This window comes from Bulleidia sp. zg-1013 (genome assembly GCF_019798045.1).
Taxonomy (GTDB): domain Bacteria; phylum Bacillota_I; class Bacilli_A; order Erysipelotrichales; family Erysipelotrichaceae; genus Bulleidia.
In genome coordinates this window covers 12036-32685 of sequence record NZ_JAGXEX010000002.1, presented here as the reverse complement: position 1 = coordinate 32685, position 20650 = coordinate 12036, and the positions used below count along the sequence as shown (strand labels likewise).

The following is a 20650-nucleotide window of genomic DNA, read 5'->3' as shown; positions in this document are numbered from 1 at the left end:
ACCATCCTCCTATTAACCAATATGTTTTGGTAAGTTGATTGGAACCACCTTCTTTTCTTCTTCTAGTCTTAATGAAATGTCCGGATACCAAGCCGGTCTTGATAATAAACTTGTTTTCTTTTGGATCCATCGGACAAGCCAAAATGGTGCTGTTACTTGCACAATAATCAACAATAACGTATAAGCAGGTCCTAACACATTAAATAATGTTTCTAAGAAAGTTCCTTCAAAAGGAGTGGAAATAAACATAAAGTTCGTATCTAAAAAGATATTCAAAATCCAACTCACCACACAAAAGGCAGACACATAAAGAGCATATAAATCAAAGTCTTGTTTCTGAATTTTAAAATAGCCGCTTCGATTCATCAATATACCAATATAAACCATGCAACCATGATAGAAAAAACTATGTACACATAAGAAATGCAAAGCTGGATAGAGTAATAAAGAAGAACTTGGATACAACAAGAAACAACTTCCACCAACCAAACTACCTGTCGCTAAAAACACTTCTCCACAATATTTCCATGTGCCTTGACCATATATCATCAACCAGCCGGCATAGATACAAATGGTGCAATAGTACATTGGTACCCAAGCCGTTAAAATAGTCGCATTGCCAATACGGAAGTTAAAGTATATTTTTATAATTTCTAAAATAGTCAATAAAACAATTAAATTATGAATGATGTTTTCAATTTGCTTATAAGGTAACTGTAAAGTTTTCTTTAATGCTATGGTAACACCAATAATTGTCATTGCAAGTAACAGCCAATGCCCCCAAGAAAACATACCGGCAGCCTCATAAGTTCCTCTTGGTGCCACAAACATTCCCCAACATTTCATTAAAAATTCCATCATTTCATATCCTCAATTCTAAGCTTCCGATCATGAACAACTGCTTGCCATTCAATCTTTTTACGGAATAAATTCAAGACAATCAGTAATATAAACAAAAAGATAAACCCCGGAAAAAAAACCATTCCTTTCCAAAGTTCTACCAGCTTTGAGCCATTCTTTCGAATCGCAAAAGACCATACTATCAGCATCAAGCCATAGGCTACTAACAAAATCCAAAGAATGGATTTCCCTAACCACCGGGCAAAGCCGGCTTGTAAAAAATACATTCCAATTACTATCGCAAAAAATAAAACCACGATTAATGGGAAAACCAATATCACCACCATATCCAAGCAACTTAAAGAACGATGAATCACCGTTTCTTTTAATAATTGCCAAGTATATTTTCGCATACATTGTAATTGCCCAAACACCCAACGTTTTAATTGAATCCAAGCGGTTTTTAGCTTAGCCGGATATTCATCATAAACAAAAGCTTCATGCACATAACCAATCTTTTCACCATGTAGTAGAGCTATCGTGCTTAATTCAATATCTTCGGTCAATAATTCAGCCGAAAAACCATAGTCTTTTAAGAAAGATTTTTCCATCATCCAAGCTGTACCATTTAAAGAAGCACTATGTCCTTCTTGCACGTGAGCATGATTAAACACCATATTTTGTAAAATATAGAACACTTCATAACAAGAGGTTAACCAATTATCCTGAACATTTTTACCTGTTCTTCTACCTTGGTATAGTCGGTAACCTTGTCCATAAGCGCGGTTCATATTCTCTAAAAAATGAGCATCAACTAAATTGTCTGCATCAAAAATAATATAAGCTTCTATCTCTTGATTGGTAACTAATTTTTCAAAAGCCACTTTTAATACATCCGCTTTAGAATGCACCGGGCGATCCATACTAATCCTCTTCGCCCCTTTACTTAAAGCAATCTCTTCAGTACGGTCTTGGCTATTATTGACCAAGACATAAATATCATAAGCCTCCTTTGGATAATTCTGTTTTTGAAGTGATTCAATCAAGGGACCAATCACCACTTCTTCATTCCGAGCCGGAATTAAAAGAGCAAAATGGTGATATATTTCTGTCTTTGGATAAACTCTAAAAGCCTTTCCTAAGGAAATGAAAAAGGTATATAGAAAATACAACAACACAGCTAGTACGATTATCCAAAATATCATTTTCTTTCCTTTCTAGTCTTCTTTAAGACCAATCTCTTTTTGTACAATTTGAATATAAGTTTGTAAAAAATGAATGGCTGCTAAACGATCTTTTTCATCCACCTTCGCAAAGGATCGTCTTTCTGCCTTCAGTACCGGTCGAACAATGGATTCACCGAACTTTTTTCCTTCTTCGGTTAGTCGAATAACTTTTTTCTGCTTATTTTTAATGTCTACTTCTAAACTGATTTGCCCTTTCGATACCATTCGATTGACAATCGAGTGAATGGTTTGTTTGGATAAAGACCACATCGACACAAGCTCTTGTTGGCGAACTGCTTCATCAGAAGTAATTAAGGTATACCATACCCAAAATTCATTTTCGGATATACCGGTTTGGGAAACAGCGCTTCGATAAATCCCCATGATCTCCTTAATACTATGATTCATGATAGACAGTTGTTCTTGTATCTTTTTATCCATATCTTCCCCTATTGTACACGTCCATATTAGTCTGATTTCGGACTATAGTCAATAATAACCTCATCTCTGAGGTTATTGTTCTAAAAAGGAGTGTTCATATTGAATTCCTTTTTCAACTTGTTTACGTGCCTCTAAACCAACACATCTTTCAATAATCGCTAAAGCAAAATCAATGGTAGCTCCCATTCCTCTTCCGGTGATTATATTGCCATCTTGAGCAATTAAACTTTGTTGGTACTCACCAGCAAAACGTTCTTCCTCAAAGCCTGGATAGCAAGTATACTTCTTGCCTTTTAATAAACCCAGATGACCTAAAATAGAAGGTGCCGCACAAATGGCGCAAATGAATCTTCCTTGTTCAAAGTGTTTTTGAATCGCCTTTTTTAATTCTTCATTGGCTTCCAAATTCATAGTCCCCACCTTTCCCCCAGGCATAATTAGAATATCGTATTCCTCTATCTTTGTTTCTTGGAATAAAACATTGGCTTGAACCGCTACTTTATGCGAACTTTCAACCTTTAAATTCTCATTCATGGATACCATATCAATACACATACCGGCTCTTCTTAATAAATCAACGGTAATTAAGGCTTCACATGTTTCAAAGCCATCGGCTAAAAAAATAGCTGTTTTCATATCCATTCCTCCTTTGTATTTATTATTTATCTTGCAAAGCTATTTTTTCAAGTGCATTATTCTAACAAACAAGAAAACAGACCTAAAGCGGATGAAGAAGAGAGGGTATGATTTATCTTTATTGACTGATATTCTAAACCTTCCGGCAACTGGAAAGCCATTGCCGGAAAAGAATAAAGACCATACTTTAACCGGAAATTTCAAAGAGTGTAGGGAGTATCATATTGCTCCGGATTGGCTTTTAATTTATGAAATTTTCGATGGTGAGTTGATTTTGTACTTAACACGAACAGGAACACATAGTGACTTGTTCTAGTTGAAAAACAAAGTGGAGTCATTCCACTTTTTCATTTGAAAATTTTTAAAAAATAAATTTATTTTGCAAGAAGAAAGAGAAAAAAATGAAAGAAGAAAAGAAAAACCGGGATGGCTAAGTCCGGTGCAATACAGGCTTAGACTCTTGGCTGCATAAAAATAGCGGAGCGGCCATATAAACTGCTACGCTAAAAAAGTCTAACTTTTGGGGGTCACATCACTTCGACAGACCTTTTCGATAAAACTATTTTACTTCTTTTACGTATTTTGCCATTTCTTTTCCAGCTAATCCACCTGAAGATAAGGACGTACCAAATGCGGCTCCTTCATTATCATAGTATGGCGTTGTGAATGCACTGCCTGCATCAACACCAGCTGCGTATAATCCTGGAATAGCTTTGAAATCAGCCTTGATAACACGAAGTTGATCATCCACCTTTACACCACCAAGGGTTCCCCATGCACTAGATTGATATTGAAAGGCATAGAATGGACCTTTTGAAACAGGCGTCATAAAGTAAGAACTCTTATAGAACATGGTATCTTTCTTATTAGTAGCCATCTTGTTATAAGTGTTTACTGTCTTTGTAAGATTAGGCATATTAACCTTCTTTGCCAGTTCTTCAATTGTGTCCGCTTTGAATGCCCAGCCTTGTTTGATTGCCTTATCTAACTGTTCACCTTTCGCTTTTAAAACCTTACCTTTTTGGGTCATTTTACCAACATACCAGCCTTCCGGTTTACCTAAATATTCATAAACACCAACAGAACTCATACCATTTAAGTAATCTTGGTCAATAATGGAGTAGAAATAACCTTGGCGAAGTGTTTCTTCTCCACCGGCCAATGGTTTCGTTGCCATAATTTCTTCATTCATGAAACGATCACCATTACCATTTACTAATAAACCGCCATAGATAGCGTATTTAAGATTATCATTCTTTCGCCAGCCTTCACTCTTTTCATTTTCACCGGCAAATTCATTGAAGATAAGGGAGAAAGAATTCTTTTCCTCAACCCCACCGGCTTCTTTTGCCATAGCAAGACCATCACCGGTACTTAATGTACTACCCAATGGAACAACACCAACATGACCAAATTTCTCTGCTAAAAGCTTTTTATTACCAAGGTATCCACCAGTCGACAATAAAACCGCTTTAGCTTTCACTTCAACCGGTGCTCCAGTGGATGTTTTTCCCTTAATACCGGTCACAATACCCTTATCATTTAGTACAACATGCTCTCCAGTTGTATTAAATAAGAATTTCCCACCTTGTTTTTCAACATAGTTTTGAATGAACTTAAAACGACCTTCTCCCTTTTCTTCTAACTTCAAGCGAGCACGGAAACCGGCACCGTAGTTATCCGGACGAAGTGTAGCCTTCAAGCCCATCTTCACCATATCATCAATCAGTGGTCCACCTTCTTCAACGACTTTCTTCAACAATAAAGCGTTGACTGTTCCCCTAGACCAAGCATATTGTTTCTTAAATAATGTTTCCACGGAAACTTCTTGCTTTTCAGCAGCTTGTACTTTATTAGCGGCCATTGCAGGACCACCGGCAATTGCTCCATTACTAAAGCCAATAGATGATGCCTTTTCTACCACCAATACTTTCACCCCTGCTTGCGTTGCACGCAAAGCGGCCGATAAGCCGGCCGCACCTGCTCCAACAATAACAATATCCGCTTCGTATTTTTGCGTTTCTTTCTTCGTGGCTGATTGCTTTCCGGTAAATGTATCATCAGAACCGCCAGCCTGTTTTACAGTATCCTTAACCGCATTAATAATCGCATTGCTTGTTATAGTAGCACCGGAAACAGTATCCACCTCTACTGATTGTTTCTTAACAATTTCTTCCGGAATTTTCTTTAATGCTCCGGCAGCGATATCCGGAGTTTCTTGTTGCTGTTTTACCTTAACGGATTTAATGGATGATGTATCAAATTCAACTTCCACCGTAACATTTCCATTCTTGCCCTTGGCAGATGCTGAGTAAGTACCTGCTTTTAGGCTTACAGATGCTTTTTTACTAGTGCAAGCCACAAGAAGTGTCGCAACCAGAAAGGTTGTAAGCACACGTTTAAAACCGTTCTTCATTTCTTATCCTCCTCTATAGAACTGTATTATTCTATCAAAATTACAGTCTACGTGTAAGTAAAATCGTATCTCTAACAAAGCAGTTCATTTTCAACTAATAGATGATGGGATTCAGGCTTTTTATTATTGCCTGTATAAAACTTGGATAGCCCATTGAAGGCAATCGTTGCTTACTTTCCTTAATATATTTCCCCAGATATAAAAAGTGGCTATAGCCACTTCTAATTTCTACTTATTTTCTGCTAAATATTGCTTAATCGCTTCCTTTTGAGTTGGATTAGATGGACGACAACGACTTACATCAATTTCTCCATTCACCAACATTTGTGCCATCGCATCACAACCGGGCGTTCCACATGCTCCACAATTTAAACCCGGAAGAAGAGCACGGACATCCTCTACTCGTGTATCCACTTCAACCGCAAACTTCTTTGAAGCAAAAGATAAGATGACTCCTATTAAAGCTCCTAAAACAATCATCGAAACTGTTGGATAAACAAATTCCATATTACTTACCTTCCTCTACTTTATTCTCTTTGTATAAATTTCGTATTTCACAATCCAACAAACCACAAGCTTCGCAATCCGGTTTCATATTTTCACAATCCTTTGGAACGGGTGTTTTACGATTAGCCCTTAATAGCCAAACATTCAAAGCCACTAATCCAACTGCGATTGAAGCGGCAATCATTCCTGCCGGCATTAAACTAAACCTGCCAAAGCCGAGAACGCAACTGCCATAATAGCTGCACAAATCATGGCGATTGGATTGCCTTGGAATGCCTTTGGTACATCATTTTGTTGAAGACGGGTACGAATAGTTGAGAAAATCAGTAACATCAACGCAAAGCCGGATGGAATCGCAATCGAATTGACCATGGTATGCACTAAATCATATGCTTGGCTAATGTTATTTTGCGCCACATATAAAACGGCACAGTTCGTTGTAATCAAAGGAAGATAGATACCTAAGCTCTTATACAAAGATGGTGCACTCTTCTTAATAAACAATTCCACAAATTGAACAAAGGCGGCGATTAATAAGATAAAAGTAATCAATTCCATGTATTCAATATGAAGTGGAACTAATACATAATGATAAATCGTCCAAGAAATAATGGATGATCCAAAAATAACGAAGATAACCGCAACACCCATTCCTAAAGCCGATTCCATCTTAGTTGAAACACCCATAAAAGGACACATACCCAAGAATTTCGTTAGGATGATATTGTTGATAAATAAACCACTAATCAATAAAGTAAATAAGTCCATATTTATTTACCTCTCTTTTCTTGTAGAGTTAACTTATTTTTATAGTTGGCAACTAATGCCGCTAGACAGGCAAAGGTGATAAATGCCCCAAACTGTTCCGTAAATAATGGAATCTCAAATCCGGTCGGAATCAATTGAAGCTTAAAAATCAACCGGTCATTAAATGGATTGCTTAACGATAAAGCACCCGTTCCAACAATTTGGCGAATGAAAGCCATACACAATAAAGCACCTGTATAAGCCAAGCCCATTTGGAAACCATCTTTAATAGAATCAACGACATTATTCTTACAAGCAAAGGCTTCGGCACGACCTAAAATAATACAGTTTACTGTAATTAAGTCTAAGAAAGCCCCTAAAGCTGTAAATAAAGTTGGTGTAAATGCGTGCATCAACATCGATAACACCGTTACTAAAGTCGCAATAATCGTGATGTAGACAGGAATATGAATATCATCGGGAGTAATATTACGAACCAATGATACCAACATATTGGATAACACTAACACAAAGATAACACCAATACCCATACCAAGCGCATTATTCAAACTCGTGGAAATCGCTAATACTGAACACAAGCCAAGATACATGCTAAATACAGGGTTATCGCTAATTAAACGACCGAAGAATCCTTGTTTTTTAACTTGTTTTTCACTCATAATCCCTCCTATTTACTTGCCTCTTGTAAAGCTTTATAGACCATTGCCTTTAACGCATTGGAGCTAAGAGTCGCTCCACTTGTGGCATCAATCGTTGAATCCATTGTCGCCGCTTCATATTTCTTTAGCTCTGTTGCTTCCGTTGCCTTATCGCCAACCCCTTCTGTATCCCCGAAGGAATCCACAACAACACTCTTTACTTTATTTCCTTCAAGCGTAATTGTTGCTTTTGAAACACCTTCAAAGCCTTTGGCTTCACAAGCATACACTCCTTTACTCTTCTTTGTACACTTCGCTTCATTACTACTGAAATCACTATCCTTTAAAGCTTTGACTTTTGGCTTTTCAGCTTCCTTCGGCTTCGCATTTGGATCATAACGAATGCCCTTAGCTTCATTAAAGACTGCCTTGGCTGCGTTAAATCCATCACTAACACCTGCCGTCGTTACCGTTGCTCCGGAAATTAATTCCACTGAATCCTTAGAAGTTAATTTCTTCATCTTTTCAACATAGTCTGAATCAAAAGCCTTTGAACCCTTACCTTTGGTTTCATTTTCTTCAATAGCACTATACCCGGCAACCGTCCCATCGTTATTAAAGCCAACAATAAAAGTAAAACCGTCCGCATTATAGCCTTTTACTTTTAAAGTGAAGGCTAAACCTTTATCTTTTGCTTCATAAACACCTGTGATTAAACCCGTTTTATCCTTAGCCAAATATTGCGAACTCACATCTGAAAACGTAGCACCTGACCAAATTTTTTCTAAAGTAGACTTAACCGACGCAATCGCATTTTCCGCAATCTTCGGTGCAGTTAGCGCATTGATAAGTGATAACACAAAGCCACATATAGCACACAAGACCGCTAATAGGACTGTCTTATAAACACTTGAAAACTCTTTTTTCTTCATAATCCCTCCTATTTACTTGCCTCTTGTAAAGCTTTATAAACCATTGCCTTTAACGCATTGGAGCTAAGGGTCGCTCCACTTGTGGCATCAATCGTTGAATCCATTGTCGCCGCTTCATATTTCTTTAGCTCTGTTGCTTCCGTTGCCTTATCGCCAACCCCTTCTGTATCCCCGAAGGAATCCACAACAACACTCTTTACTTTATTTCCTTCAAGCGTGATTGTTGCTTTTGAAACACCTTCAAAGCCTTTGGCTTCACAAGCATACACTCCTTTACTCTTCTTTGTACACTTCGCTTCATTACTACTGAAATCACTATCCTTTAAAGCCTTGACTTTTGGCTTTTCCGAAGTCTTTGCTTGCTCAGCTTTTACTTCCTTCGCTTGTAAATTAGCTCCCACTAAAACCGGAACCACCAAACAAACACAAAGCACAATCGCTGTATTACGCCAAATACGCTTGAAATCCTTTACTTGACTACCATCCACCATCTTATCAATCGCAGGTGTTAACATATTCATCAATAAAATTGAGAACAAAGCACCATCCGGTAAATTGGCTTTCCAACGAATCAATAAGGTCAAAGCTGCAGCCCCAAAGGCGAACACATACTTACCGGCCGGACTAACTGGTGAAGTCACAGGATCTGTCAACATAAACACAGCCCCAAACACAACACCGCCACCTAAGACATTTACAATCGCAAATTCAAGTGCATTGCCATGGAATAAACCGGTGATAAAACTCATCCCAAAAACCGCTGCTAAATAAGTACAAGTCAAACGCCAATCAATAGCTTTACGGTAAATCAAATAGGCACCAACCAACAAAATACATAGAGCAAAACTAGCACCGATTGTACTGTAATAATTTCCTAATAATAAACCGGTTAAGCCATTGAATTGATTTAGTACCGAATCCAATGCAGAACCACTAATGACCCAACCATGACTAGCCATGGTAGACATTGGTGTTGCCCCCGTTGTGAAATCCGTCGCTACACTTGCCCCAAAAGAATTCATGATAATGGCTTCCGCAAAAGCTGCGGGATTAAAAATATTTTGACCAAAACCGCCAAAGATTAGCTTACCAAATAAAACCGCAATAACAGTCGCAATAATCAATGCGTAATAGCTCACATTGATACGCGTGATTAAGACAATAATCAAAGCTGTAATCCAAACATAAGAATGTTTCAAAGACAAGCAAACATCCTTCTTCATCACTTTGAAATAAACTGCTTCCGTTAAAAAGGCACTCACACAAGTAGTGATGGTCATGAAACCAATTCGTAAGCTATAATTCCAACCACTATTAAGACCATACCAAACCATCGCATAGATAAGAACAACAAATAAGCCAAGACTGACATCCATCATAATGCCATCAATCGAACGCTTTGCTCGATAGTTAGGAGCTGAATGAAATGAGAACTTCATAATCTATTTACCTCCCTTAGCCGTTTGAGCAGCCTTCATCTTAGCTCCAACAAAAGTCTTCGCACGACGCATCTTTTCCGTTACATCAATCTTAGAAGGACAAACATAGGTGCATAATCCACATTCAATACAATCCATCGCTCTTAGCTTCACTAGGTGAGCATAATCCACTACTTTATGTTCATCAGCAATACGAACCGGTTCTAAACCCATTGGACAATGATCCACACAAGCACCACATCTCAAACAGTTAACAGCATCGACTTTGACATGTTTCATAACCGTTACACCATTGGTACTTTGTGAAATAGTCCATTGATCATTCGGTACAACACGACCCATCATCGGTCCACCATTAATCAATAAAACATCTTCAATGCCATCTTTCACACCACCAGCTACTTTTAATAATTCACCTGAAGTTGTTCCCACCGGCGCATACATAGTTTGTGGATTTTTAACGGCATCCCCGGAAACCGTCACATACTTATGGGTAATAGGCATACCCGTTACTAAGGCTTTCCCTAAAGCAATGGCAGTATTCGCATTATTGATGATTAAACCGATTTCACTTGGTAAACGATCATAATTCTTCTTTGTTAGTTGATAAGCTAATGTTCTTTCATAACCCATTGGATACACGTCCGGAACGGCCTTGATTTCAACATTTGTTCCGGCAAATGTCTCTTTCAGTTTAGCAATCATGGCTTTCTTATTTTCTTTAATTGCAAGTACCACCTTAGTCGCTTTAGATAATTTACCAAGGGCTAAAACACCTAACTTTAAATCATCCATATTTTCTTCCATAGCTTTGTAGTCAGCTGTTAAGAAAGGTTCACATTCAACTGCATTAATCACTAACATTTCAATGCCATCCACTTTAGTGTATTTCACATACGTTGGAAAGCCGGCACCACCAAGACCCAAAACTCCCGCATTTTTAACGAAGTCCAGTAATTCCTCACGGCTTGCTTTCGTGTAATCAAGAGGCTTGAATGCTTGGGCAGATTCATTTTTATGGTTGTTCACAATATGCAAATGATTGTGCAGACGACCATCCCCTGCTAACATTTTCTTTTCTTCTGTCACTGTACCAGACACCGGTGAGAATACCGGCAGGTAGAAATGATCATTTCTTTCCGCCAACTTTGTACCAATTTTTACTTCCGATCCAATTTCAACACAGACAGTCATGTCTGATGAACCACTGGCGATTGGCACCCATACATCATTAGGGTCAATCGAGTGATTAACATCTACAGATGTCGTTAAATCTTTATGGCCATCCAAATGTCTTTTCATAGGCCCTTTAAAAATCGACATAATATCTCAGTCCTTTCCCCGAATACGCATAACATTATACCACATTTCAACTTTTTGAATGTTGTCTTTCAAAATATGATACACTGATTGCGTATGAAAAAAATTTCTAAAAAAATGCTTATCGCCCTCTTAAGTGTCACCCTGTTCAGTGCTTGTTCCGAAACAAAAATCACAAGCTACAAAAATGTCAGCTATGACTCCGGTTTTGATACCTCGTATGCTTATCTTGAAAATACCAAGAAAACAGAAGCAGAGGCTAAGAAAAATTTCATTGAAAGCAGCAAGCTTCTAAAACATTACAATGAACTCTTCGATATTTATCATAGCTATAGTGGTATCCATAATCTAAAAACCATCAATGACCAAGCTGGTAAAAAGCCGGTTCAAGTTGAACAAGAAATCATTGATTTATTAAAAGAAGCGAAGAAGATGTACGACTTATCCAAGGGTGAATTTGATGTTACCATGGGCGCTACTTTAAAACTTTGGCATCAATACCGAGAAGAAGGAATGGCTCTTAATCAGAAAAAGAAAAGGGGCAATCTGCCAAGTAAAGCTGAATTAGAAGCAACGAAGTCCCATCGTGGTTGGGATAAAATCCAAATTGATGAAGAAAAGAAAACGGTCTTTATCACGGATCCAAAAGTTAGTTTGGATGTTGGTGGTATTGCGAAGGGTTATGCGAGTGAACTGGTAGCGAAAGAATTGGAAAAGCGTGGTGTCCACTCCGGTTATGTGAATGTTGGTAGAAACATTCGTACCATCGGTTCAAAACCAAATAACGAAGCTTGGTCCATTGGTATCACCGATCCGGAAGGTAAACTACCGGGTGGTTTATTAGCTTATAAGAAACAAGGTAATTTCTCCTTTGTGACATCGGGAGATTATGAACGTTATTACATAGCAAGCGATGGTAAAACTTATTCCCATATCATCGATCCAAAAACCTTATTCCCGGCCAATAAATATCGTTCTGTAACCGTATTAACAGCTGACTCCGGTTTGGCTGATGCAATGAGTACAAGCTTATTTACTCTAAGCATTGAAGATGGAAAGAAACTAATTGAAAAAATCAAACAAGAAAGCGGACAAGAAATAAATGCAGTTTGGGTTATGAACCCCGATAAAGTTCAAGATAAGAATTACACCATGGTAGACCAATACGCGATTTCTTATACCGATGGATTAAAAGACCAATTAACTTTCAACCAATAAAAAAGATGCTCTCGTAGAGAACCGTTCCCTACTCAAGCATCTTTTTTCTTCTTACTTATGATCAGCCACTAAGGTATCCGATACAAGCTTACCAAAGACAACTGTATCCACAACAGCGTTGCCACCCAAGCGGTTTCCACCATGAATACCGCCGGTTACTTCACCGGCTGCATATAAATTCGCAATCGGCTTCTTCGATTCATTCAATACACGACCCATTGTATCAATTGTGATACCACCCATTGTATGATGGATACAAGCTTGCCTGGAAGTCGCAACCCATGGTCCCTTAGTTAGTTTTGTTGTATAAAGTGTTCGACCAAACTCATCTTTTCCAGAATCCACAGAAGCGTTGAATTGATCCACACTAGCCTTTAAGGTAGCCGGATTCATCTTTAACTTCTTAGCCAATTCTTCTAAAGTATCCGCGGATACAACATAACCATTTTCTTCCAGATACTTGAAAGTAAAGCCATCGGCTGAACGCCAATTTGGATCTTTAATATCTTTATAACCGGGTCCATCTGCTGATTCCACAATATAGAACATAGCATCTTTTTGTTTCAAAACATTCAAACAAATTTCATCACGACGACCATCTTCACGAACAAATCTCTTACCTTCTTTATTCACGAAAAGAATTTGGTCTGTTCCCGAAGCTGCACGAGCTGGATATTTCGTTAATTGTCCATCTTTTGTATTTCCTAAGTACAAGAGTTGGATTTGTTCCATATCGGTCAAAGAAGCACCGGCCTCTTTCGCCATCACAATACCATCACCCTGAGAAGAAGAGAAACGATTGGTTGATGCTGTCTTGCTTAAATCTTGCCATTTACCGGACTTGTTATATTCCTGAACCATCTTCGCATTCGCCGCAAAACCGCCTGTTGCTAAAACAACACCGTCTTTCGCTTCGACTTTGAATTCCTTCTTTGTATGATTATCCACAACCACAGCCCCAACAGCCTTACCATCTTTCATAATTAACTTAGAGGCTTTCGCTTCATTGATGAAGCTAATCTTATCTTTTAAGCTATCCAATTGTTTTGCATAAACAGACATAAAGCCTGTTCCCATAGGCATCGTTGAAGTGTGCGTTCTTTGCCATAAAGAACCTGCACCTTGACTAATACTATCCTTGAACGTCATACCCATTTTTTGAATCCAAGCCATGCCACCATACGATTGGTAACATAATACTTTCACCAATTCAAGATTAGCGACTTTATCACCATTAATCCAAGTTTGTAAAGCATACCATTCTTTCGTATCAAACAAACCTTTTTGACCACTTGATTTATAGGTATTCCATTGCTTTTGAACCTCTGCTTGTAATGCCTTATGGGCTTCATTCACCGGTTTTTCACTAAGTGCTTTTTCAATCGTTGTTTTAACTGTTGCACTCATCTTTACCTTGGATTGCATAGCTGGATCGGGTGCATTATAAATTGCTCCACAGACTAATGTATCGCCACCAATAGCCCCCGCTTTCTCAATAATGACAACTTTTTTACCTTTTTGAGCGGCACCGATGGCTGCCGCCAAACCGGCACCGCCGCCACCTAATACAGCCACATCAGCGGAAACATCCTTACGAGCTTCATAATTTACTGTCTTCTTGAAAGAATCCGGGTTTCCGCCGGCATCTTTGATTGCCTTTTCAACCCCACGAACAATCGCCGCTGAAGTAATCGTTGCCCCTGTCACATTATCCACTTTTAAGCTTTGATTTTTTACAATCTCTTGGGGAATCAATTCCACTGGGGCAACACCGCCTGCTCGCATCACTTGACCTTTACTATCTTTCAATTCACCACCAATACCGGGTGTTTCCGAGTGCTTTGTTACTTTAACACTCTTAATCCTTGTTTCATCTACTTCTACCGAGACTTCAACCTTATCATTCATACCCATTTCACTAACGGTATACGTGCCGGCTTTCATCTTTGAAGAAGTAGTGCTACCCTTTGAACAACCAAACATGGACGTCGCAAGTAGTACAGATAATAAAGTCTTGCTCACTTTCTTCATATCTTGAAACCTCCCATTACTTTCATATTAGTTCATTCTTTCACGAAATGTAACCCCTTTTGTATGAAAAACCAAAAAAAGGAAGATAAACTTCCTTCTTAGCCATAAAAATCTTTGGGAAAGCGGTGAATGGAGCGAAGAATAAATGGAATAGCTAATAAACCACTTACAATTTCCGAAATGGCTTGTGCCGTTTCTAAGCCCCTTAAACCAAGCAAATTGGACAATAAAAGAATCATGGGAATTAAAATGCCGCCACTACGTAGTATCGAAAGAATGGTTGCAACCCCACTTTCACCAATTGCCTGAAACAGCATTGAACCATAAGAGGCTATCGGCATAAACACAAAACTCACACAAAGAAAGCGCAAAGCCACTTTCCCAATCGCCATTACTTCCGCATCATCACGGAATAATCGTACTAATACATCCGCACGAAAGAAAGCAGCCAATGCCAAAACCAGCATCAAAGAAGAAGCGGTCATTAAAGCAAACTTCATTCCCTCTTTTACCCTTGAATAATATTTTGCACCATAGTTAAAAGCCGCTACCGGCTGTAGGCCTTGACCAATACCAATCGCAATGCAGAACATGAAGTTCACCACTCTTGTCGCAATCGAAATCGCCGCTACCGCCGCATCTCCATACAGTGAGGCTGAGCTATTTAAAATCATGGTTGAAATTGAGTTTAATCCCTGCCTTGCTAAAGAAGGTAGACCACAAGTCACAATATTTTTAATATATTCATATTTTCCTTTAAAATAACGAATGTTTAATTTCGATTGGGTTTTGCCTTGGGCAAAGGGAAGAATCAATATAAACAAAGAAATATATTGTGAAATTGTTGTACTTAATCCGGCTCCCGCAATTCCCCTATTCATAATCCGAACGAAAAGATAATCACCGAAGATATTTAAAACAGCACCTGCGGTTAAGCCAAGCATCGCAAAAAAAGCCATTCCTTCATAGCGAAGAATATTATTGCAGACACAAGAAGCAGTAAAAGCCGGCGCCGCAATCAAGATGTACCAACCATAAATTCGGGCATAAGGAAGAATGGTATCCGTAGAACCCATTAGTCGCAACATTGAATCTAAAAACAATACTCCCGAAACAGCACTTAAAACACCAACAAAAATAGAAAGCCAAAAGGAAGTCGCCCCATATTCACGAGCTCCTTCCTTATTTTCACTTCCTAATAAGCGGGAAATATTTGAACCGGCACCGTGGCCAAACATAAAACCGAAGGCCTGTAGAATAGCCATAATGGCGACGACAACACCTGTTGCGGCTGTGGCTGAAGTACCAATCGTACCAACAAAGTAAGTGTCTGCCATATTATAAATATTCGTTACCAACATGGAAATAATCGTCGGTATCGCCAGTGATACAATTAAGCGGTTCACCGGTGTTCGGGTCATGCGGATATATTGACTATTATGTTTTTCACTCATCTATATACCCCACTTCCTACCTTATTTCACCGGCTTACCTAATAAGCGGAACATATTCGCCTTATAAACTTCTACCCCCGGTTGATTAAATGGATTAATATCCATCATATAACAAGTCATAGCCGTTGCTAAGAAGAAGAAATAGCACAAATAACCAAAGCTATAAGCCGACATATCTTCTATAGAAATCACAAGATTAGGAACAGCACCCACTTCCGTATGGGCTTCTAATGTCCCCTGTTCCGCCATCTTATTCACCCAGTCGACGCCTTTGCCGCTTAAATAATTCATACCATCTAAGTTTTGCGCATCGTTTGGAATGAAGACTTCTTCTTGCGGTTGATTCACATGAAGAATTGTTTCAAATAAAATCTTCTTTCCTTCTTGGATAAATTGCCCTAAGGAATGCAAATCGGTCGAGAAGTTAGCGGAATCCGGTAAAATACCCAGACCATTCTTTCCCTCACTTTCACCTAATAACTGCTTCCACCATTCAGCTAACATTGCTAATTGTGGTTCATAAGTCACAAACAATTCGACATTGTAGCCCTGATTTTGCAAGATACGACGACAAATGGCGTATTGATAAGCTGAATTTTGATGCAAATCAGCTGTGTTTAATTCCTCATAAGCCTTCATTAAACCCGCATAAACTTCATCGATATCAATACCCATAATCGCCATCGGCACTAAGCCGACCGGTGTAATAACAGAGAAACGACCACCAATATCATCTGGAATCACAAAAGTTTCATATCCTTCTTGATGACTTAAAGCCTTTAAAGTTCCACGCACTTTATCGGTTGTCGCAATAATACGTGTTTTACATTCTTCTTTACCATACTTCTTTTCCATGAATTCTTTTAATAAACGAAAAGAAAGAGCTGTTTCGGTTGTTGTTCCCGACTTTGAAATCACATTTAAAACAACCGATTTATTTTCAATGTACTTCATCACTTGAGAAATATACGTTGAAGAAAAGGTATTGCCAATAAAAATAAGCTCTGTCTTATTATCCGAATACAAGCCTTGAATCATTTCAATCGCCGCCCGAGCACCCAGATAAGAACCCCCAATACCACAAACAACTAAAACCTCCGCCTTATCCTTTACCTTCGTTGCCACTTCTTTAATCCGAGAAAGTTCTTCTTGATCGTAATTTTTAGCCCAGTGTACCCAACCCATGAAGTCATTTCCGGCTCCGGTTTGGTTGATAATGGCTTGATGTAATTCACTTACTTTTTCTTGATAAGAAAAAATATCTTCTTTTAAATTTGCATGACCGGTGTCTAATTTCATCATCATTTCATCTCCTTTTTAGCTTCTTCAATCCATTTATCTAACTGAATTTCGATGCTACGAAATCCCCTTCTCATCAGAGGCAAGCTCGGTCTATCGTCCCTCAAACTTACATGGCGTTGGTGAAAGCGTCTTTTTTGAAGAGCCTTTAAGCTTAATTTCACTTGACTATTTTTTTCATCCAAATCAATAATCTTCGCTTTAATAAGCTGACCAACTTCTACATAAGAATGAATATCTTTCACAAAGCCATCGGAAATTTCGGAAATATGGATTAAACCACTTATGTTTTTATCAATTGACACAAAAGCTCCATATGGCTGTAATCCTGTTACTTTTCCTTCTACAACTTGTCCAACTTTATATTCCATTTCTTGCCCCTACCGTTACTAAGTATAGCACAATCCTTAATCACTTCAGTGGACAGTTAAAAAAACTTAATAGTAGGATATAGGTATAAAGAGGAGAAAAAATAACGTATGCCCGATGTTATTGATAAAATTGCGATTCATCCTGAAAGAAAGGAACTTTTAGGAAGAATCCAACACACATTAGATAAGATTAGACCCTACATCCAAGCGGATGGTGGTGATTGTGAATTGGTTGGCTTTGATGATGGTGTTGTTATTGTATCGATGACCGGTGCTTGCCAAGGTTGCGGTATCATCGATGTAACACTGAATGATGGAATTAAAGCCATCTTAATGGATGAAGTTCCTGAAGTCAAAGACGTTAAAATGTTAGAAGCGAATCCTTATAGTCAATTCACTCCATATTACTAAAAAGACTGGTCTTTTTAAGTGAAGCCCAAAAGTTGGACAAACCAATAAAGGAGATTCACTTCATTTTAAATGGATTTTTTTCTCTTTCAAGCGTTCCGTTGTTTTATTACGTAACAAAACATAAATCACCGAGAATAAAGGAACACCAATAATCATGCCGACGATGCCGAACATAGCACCCCCTGCAATAATGGAAAACATCACCCAAATAGATGGTAAACCAACTGCCGAGCCAAGAATTCTTGGACCAATGATATTGCCGTCCACCTGTTGTAAAATAAAGATGAATAGCCCCAATGTTAAGCCACGCCATGGATTAATTAAGATAATCATAATCGTTAATGGGATGCCACCAATAAATGGTCCAAAAACAGGTATCATATTCGTCACACCGATAATGACTGATACTAGTGGTGCGTATGGAATTCTTAATAGCAAACAGCCCACGTAACAAACAATACCAATAATCAAAGAATCCAAAGCCTTACCGGCAATAAAGTTATTGAAGGTATCAATCACCATACGGCAAACACTGAAAAAGCCGGTTGCTCTTGGAAAAGGAACAAGGGAAAAAACAACTTTTCGTAATTGCGATTTCAACTTTTCTTCATCCAAAAGTATATAGAACGCTATGATAATACCAATAAGGAAATCTAATATACCCCGTGCAAAGGAAACGGCTGAATAGTATAACTGACTAATTCCTCCAGCCGTATTTAAGGTTAACCATTTTTGCAGAGATGCTAAGAAAGTTTGTAAGGTAGCGTTAAGATAATTCCAAACCTCATTCAAATTGATTGGTAAACTTTCTAAATAACGATACCCTGACTGCATATATCCCGGGAAGGCATTGGAGAAGGTCTGTACACTAGCGTATAGTTGAGGAATTAAGATAGAGAAGAAACCTATCAGTATCAATAAAAAGATGATGATAGAAATGAAACTGGCGACCATTCTTTTCATTCGTTCTGTCCAACCCATCGGTTTTAGCACATTATATTCGATAATCTTGCGAATTGGATTTAATAAGAAAGCGAATATAAAGCCAAACACAAATGGCATTAAAGCGCGAATGGCACTTGACCATAATTGCATCACAAAGGGAATATATCTAATCGCAAAATAAAATACTATCAATATCATTCCCGAAATCGTTAGCGATAAAATCTGTTCTCGTGTTTCCGGTTTTATATTTTTCCAATTCATAAGCACTCCTTCTTGCTTATTATAGCGTAGAACACTTTATTTGACAGTCCTTTTTTTGCATGCTATAAAGTGAAGGTCTTTTATCAAGAATGAGGGAGAGAGTCAGTTCTAGGAACTCATGCCAACCTGCAAACGCAAGGTGGTACAGCTGACAACGATGAAGAAAGAGAAATCCCCGGAAGCTCTTCCACTACTCGTATAAGACATAGGAAAGGAGCTTTTTATTGTGGCAAAATATTATTTTACATCTGAATCGGTTACTTCTGGACATTCGGATAAAATCTGTGATTTAATTGCGGACTCTATTCTTGATGCGGCTTTGGCACAAGATTCCAAATCCCACATGGCTGTGGAAGCGACCATCAAAGACGATACCATCTTTGTTTATGGAGAAGCTTTCACCGGCGCAAAGATTGATTATGAAGGCATTGCCAAGAAAGTCTTAAAAGACATTGGTTATCCGGAGGAATACCATGTGATTTTAAAAGTTAATAAACAATCCGCAGAAATTAACTCCGCTGTTAATCATGAGGAATATAGTGCCGGTGACCAAGGCATTATGTTTGGCTTTGCGTCGGATGAAACGAAATCTTATATGCCTTTTGCGATTGATTGTGCCCATATGTTAGCGAAACGTCTCGAACAAGTTCGTCGAGAAAATCCGACTTTACTAGGTCCGGATGGGAAAACGCAGGTAACTGTTGAGTATGAAGATGGTGAGTTAAAGCGAATTGAAACTATTGTTATTTCAAGCCAACATAGCCAAAGCATCTGTCAAGAAGAATTGAAAAAACTTATTCATGAGCAAGTTATTGTTCCTGTTGTCAAACCTGAATTGATTGATGAAAATACAAAATTCTTAATCAACCCATCCGGTTCCTTTGTTGTCGGGGGCTCTTGGGGTGATTCAGGAACGACGGGTCGAAAGATTGTTGTGGATACTTATGGTGGTTATGCGCCGATTGGCGGTGGTTGTTTCTCATCCAAAGATCCAACGAAAGTAGACCGTAGCGCCGCATATTATGCTCGTTATGTTTGTCGCAATCTTGTCGCAAATGGTTTAGCTAAGAAATGCCAAATTGAATTGTCCTATGCGATTGGTGAACCAAATCCCATTTCTATCAATGTGAATAGCTTTGGTACATCTGCTTACAGCGATAAAGAACTAGAAGTCATTGTACAAAAAAACTTTAACTTCTCGGTAAAAAATATGATTCAAGAATTAGACCTTGAAAGACCTATCTATACCCAAACCACCAATTATGGTCACTTTGGTAAGCCTTATCTCCCCTGGGAACAATTTAAAAAAATCAGCCTCTAGTGAGGCTTTTTTAATACTTCATTCTTAGTAGTGAACTGTTCAAACTTTCCATCTTCAATTAAATAAAAATCAGCCACTAATGTATCAATTTTCATTGATAGTCAGAATCTTTCGCTTCACCTTCCAATTCCGGCAATACCATTTAAAAAAGTCAGCTTTCACTGACTTTTCAATTC

General features: G+C 38.4%; 21 protein-coding genes and 1 riboswitch. Of the genes, 4 read left to right on the top strand and 17 right to left on the bottom strand.

The features are described from left to right. Positions 1-12: 12 nt before the first annotated feature. From K7I92_RS01885 to K7I92_RS01870, 4 genes are all read right to left on the bottom strand, one after another. On the bottom strand, positions 13-861 hold the full coding sequence (locus K7I92_RS01885; RefSeq protein ID WP_220281821.1) for a YwaF family protein: 849 nt from the start codon (positions 859-861) through the stop codon (positions 13-15). Next, positions 858-2045: a glycosyltransferase family 2 protein gene (locus K7I92_RS01880; protein WP_220281819.1), complete on the bottom strand. Its 1188-nt coding sequence runs from the start codon at positions 2043-2045 to the stop codon at positions 858-860. Before K7I92_RS01880 ends, K7I92_RS01885 begins: the two co-directional genes overlap by 4 nt. A 12-nt stretch (positions 2046-2057) precedes the next feature. Then, a complete protein-coding gene (locus K7I92_RS01875) occupies positions 2058-2507 on the bottom strand; it encodes a MarR family winged helix-turn-helix transcriptional regulator (RefSeq protein WP_203244605.1) in 450 nt (149 codons plus the stop codon). Between the two features lie 72 nt (positions 2508-2579). Then, the gene (locus K7I92_RS01870; RefSeq protein WP_220281818.1) at positions 2580-3143 is read right to left on the bottom strand and encodes a DJ-1 family glyoxalase III; all 564 of its coding nucleotides are present in this window, start codon (positions 3141-3143) and stop codon (positions 2580-2582) included. Positions 3144-3174: 31 nt separating this feature from the next. Between K7I92_RS01870 and K7I92_RS01865 the strand changes: the two genes are divergently transcribed. Then, positions 3175-3459, top strand: a complete 285-nt coding sequence (locus tag K7I92_RS01865) for a type II toxin-antitoxin system YafQ family toxin (protein WP_255594280.1) — start codon at positions 3175-3177, stop codon at positions 3457-3459. A gap of 243 nt (positions 3460-3702) precedes the next feature. Here the strand turns inward: K7I92_RS01865 and K7I92_RS01860 are convergent, their stop codons facing one another. The 8 genes from K7I92_RS01860 to K7I92_RS01825 form a co-directional block, all read right to left on the bottom strand. After that, positions 3703-5559, bottom strand: coding sequence for an FAD-dependent oxidoreductase (locus K7I92_RS01860; RefSeq protein WP_220281816.1), 1857 nt, complete (start codon positions 5557-5559; stop codon positions 3703-3705). 228 nt (positions 5560-5787) lie between these two features. Further along, positions 5788-6066, bottom strand: coding sequence for a (Fe-S)-binding protein (locus tag K7I92_RS01855; protein WP_203244609.1), 279 nt, complete (start codon positions 6064-6066; stop codon positions 5788-5790). Between the two features lies 1 nt (position 6067). Beyond that, the gene (locus K7I92_RS01850; protein ID WP_220281815.1) at positions 6068-6262 is read right to left on the bottom strand and encodes a hypothetical protein; all 195 of its coding nucleotides are present in this window, start codon (positions 6260-6262) and stop codon (positions 6068-6070) included. Next, positions 6262-6834 (bottom strand): electron transport complex protein RnfA, encoded by a 573-nt coding sequence (locus K7I92_RS01845; RefSeq protein WP_203244611.1) that lies wholly within the window; start codon positions 6832-6834, stop codon positions 6262-6264. The genes K7I92_RS01850 and K7I92_RS01845 overlap by 1 nt, the downstream gene beginning before the upstream one ends. Positions 6835-6836: 2 nt before the next feature. Further along, positions 6837-7493, bottom strand: a complete 657-nt coding sequence (gene rsxE, locus K7I92_RS01840) for an electron transport complex subunit RsxE (protein WP_220281814.1) — start codon at positions 7491-7493, stop codon at positions 6837-6839. A gap of 8 nt (positions 7494-7501) precedes the next feature. Next, positions 7502-8404, bottom strand: coding sequence for an FMN-binding protein (locus K7I92_RS01835; protein WP_220281813.1), 903 nt, complete (start codon positions 8402-8404; stop codon positions 7502-7504). Positions 8405-8412: 8 nt separating this feature from the next. Continuing rightward, positions 8413-9843 (bottom strand): RnfABCDGE type electron transport complex subunit D, encoded by a 1431-nt coding sequence (locus tag K7I92_RS01830; protein WP_220281812.1) that lies wholly within the window; start codon positions 9841-9843, stop codon positions 8413-8415. 3 nt (positions 9844-9846) lie between these two features. After that, positions 9847-11145, bottom strand: coding sequence for an RnfABCDGE type electron transport complex subunit C (locus K7I92_RS01825; RefSeq protein WP_220281810.1), 1299 nt, complete (start codon positions 11143-11145; stop codon positions 9847-9849). 114 nt (positions 11146-11259) lie between these two features. Between K7I92_RS01825 and K7I92_RS01820 the strand changes: the two genes are divergently transcribed. Further along, positions 11260-12381, top strand: a complete 1122-nt coding sequence (locus tag K7I92_RS01820; RefSeq protein ID WP_220281808.1) for an FAD:protein FMN transferase — start codon at positions 11260-11262, stop codon at positions 12379-12381. A 51-nt stretch (positions 12382-12432) separates the two neighbouring features. Here K7I92_RS01820 and K7I92_RS01815 read toward each other — a convergent pair whose 3' ends face one another. The 4 genes from K7I92_RS01815 to K7I92_RS01800 all read right to left on the bottom strand — a co-directional run bounded on the left by K7I92_RS01815 (position 12433) and on the right by K7I92_RS01800 (position 17536). Then, entirely contained in the window at positions 12433-14412 is a 1980-nt protein-coding gene (locus tag K7I92_RS01815) for an FAD-dependent oxidoreductase (protein WP_220281807.1), read from the bottom strand. A gap of 98 nt (positions 14413-14510) precedes the next feature. Continuing rightward, entirely contained in the window at positions 14511-15866 is a 1356-nt protein-coding gene (locus tag K7I92_RS01810; protein WP_220281806.1) for an MATE family efflux transporter, read from the bottom strand. A gap of 21 nt (positions 15867-15887) precedes the next feature. Continuing rightward, entirely contained in the window at positions 15888-17168 is a 1281-nt protein-coding gene (locus K7I92_RS01805; RefSeq protein WP_222150647.1) for a glucose-6-phosphate isomerase, read from the bottom strand. Continuing rightward, on the bottom strand, positions 17168-17536 hold the full coding sequence (locus tag K7I92_RS01800) for a CvfD/Ygs/GSP13 family RNA-binding post-transcriptional regulator (protein ID WP_203244619.1): 369 nt from the start codon (positions 17534-17536) through the stop codon (positions 17168-17170). The genes K7I92_RS01805 and K7I92_RS01800 overlap by 1 nt, the downstream gene beginning before the upstream one ends. 108 nt (positions 17537-17644) lie before the next feature. On the opposite strand from K7I92_RS01800, the gene K7I92_RS01795 reads away from it, so the two are divergent. Next, positions 17645-17947, top strand: a complete 303-nt coding sequence (locus K7I92_RS01795) for a NifU family protein (protein WP_203244620.1) — start codon at positions 17645-17647, stop codon at positions 17945-17947. Between the two features lie 60 nt (positions 17948-18007). Here the strand turns inward: K7I92_RS01795 and K7I92_RS01790 are convergent, their stop codons facing one another. After that, positions 18008-19153 carry an AI-2E family transporter gene (locus K7I92_RS01790; RefSeq protein ID WP_220281804.1) on the bottom strand — a complete coding sequence of 382 codons (1146 nt, stop codon included), beginning with the start codon at positions 19151-19153 and terminating at the stop codon, positions 18008-18010. Positions 19154-19230: 77 nt separating this feature from the next. After that, positions 19231-19317: riboswitch (SAM riboswitch) on the top strand. 62 nt (positions 19318-19379) lie between these two features. Between K7I92_RS01790 and metK the strand changes: the two genes are divergently transcribed. Further along, on the top strand, positions 19380-20474 hold the full coding sequence (gene metK, locus K7I92_RS01785) for a methionine adenosyltransferase (protein WP_222150642.1): 1095 nt from the start codon (positions 19380-19382) through the stop codon (positions 20472-20474). The last annotated feature ends 176 nt before the right edge of the window (positions 20475-20650 follow it).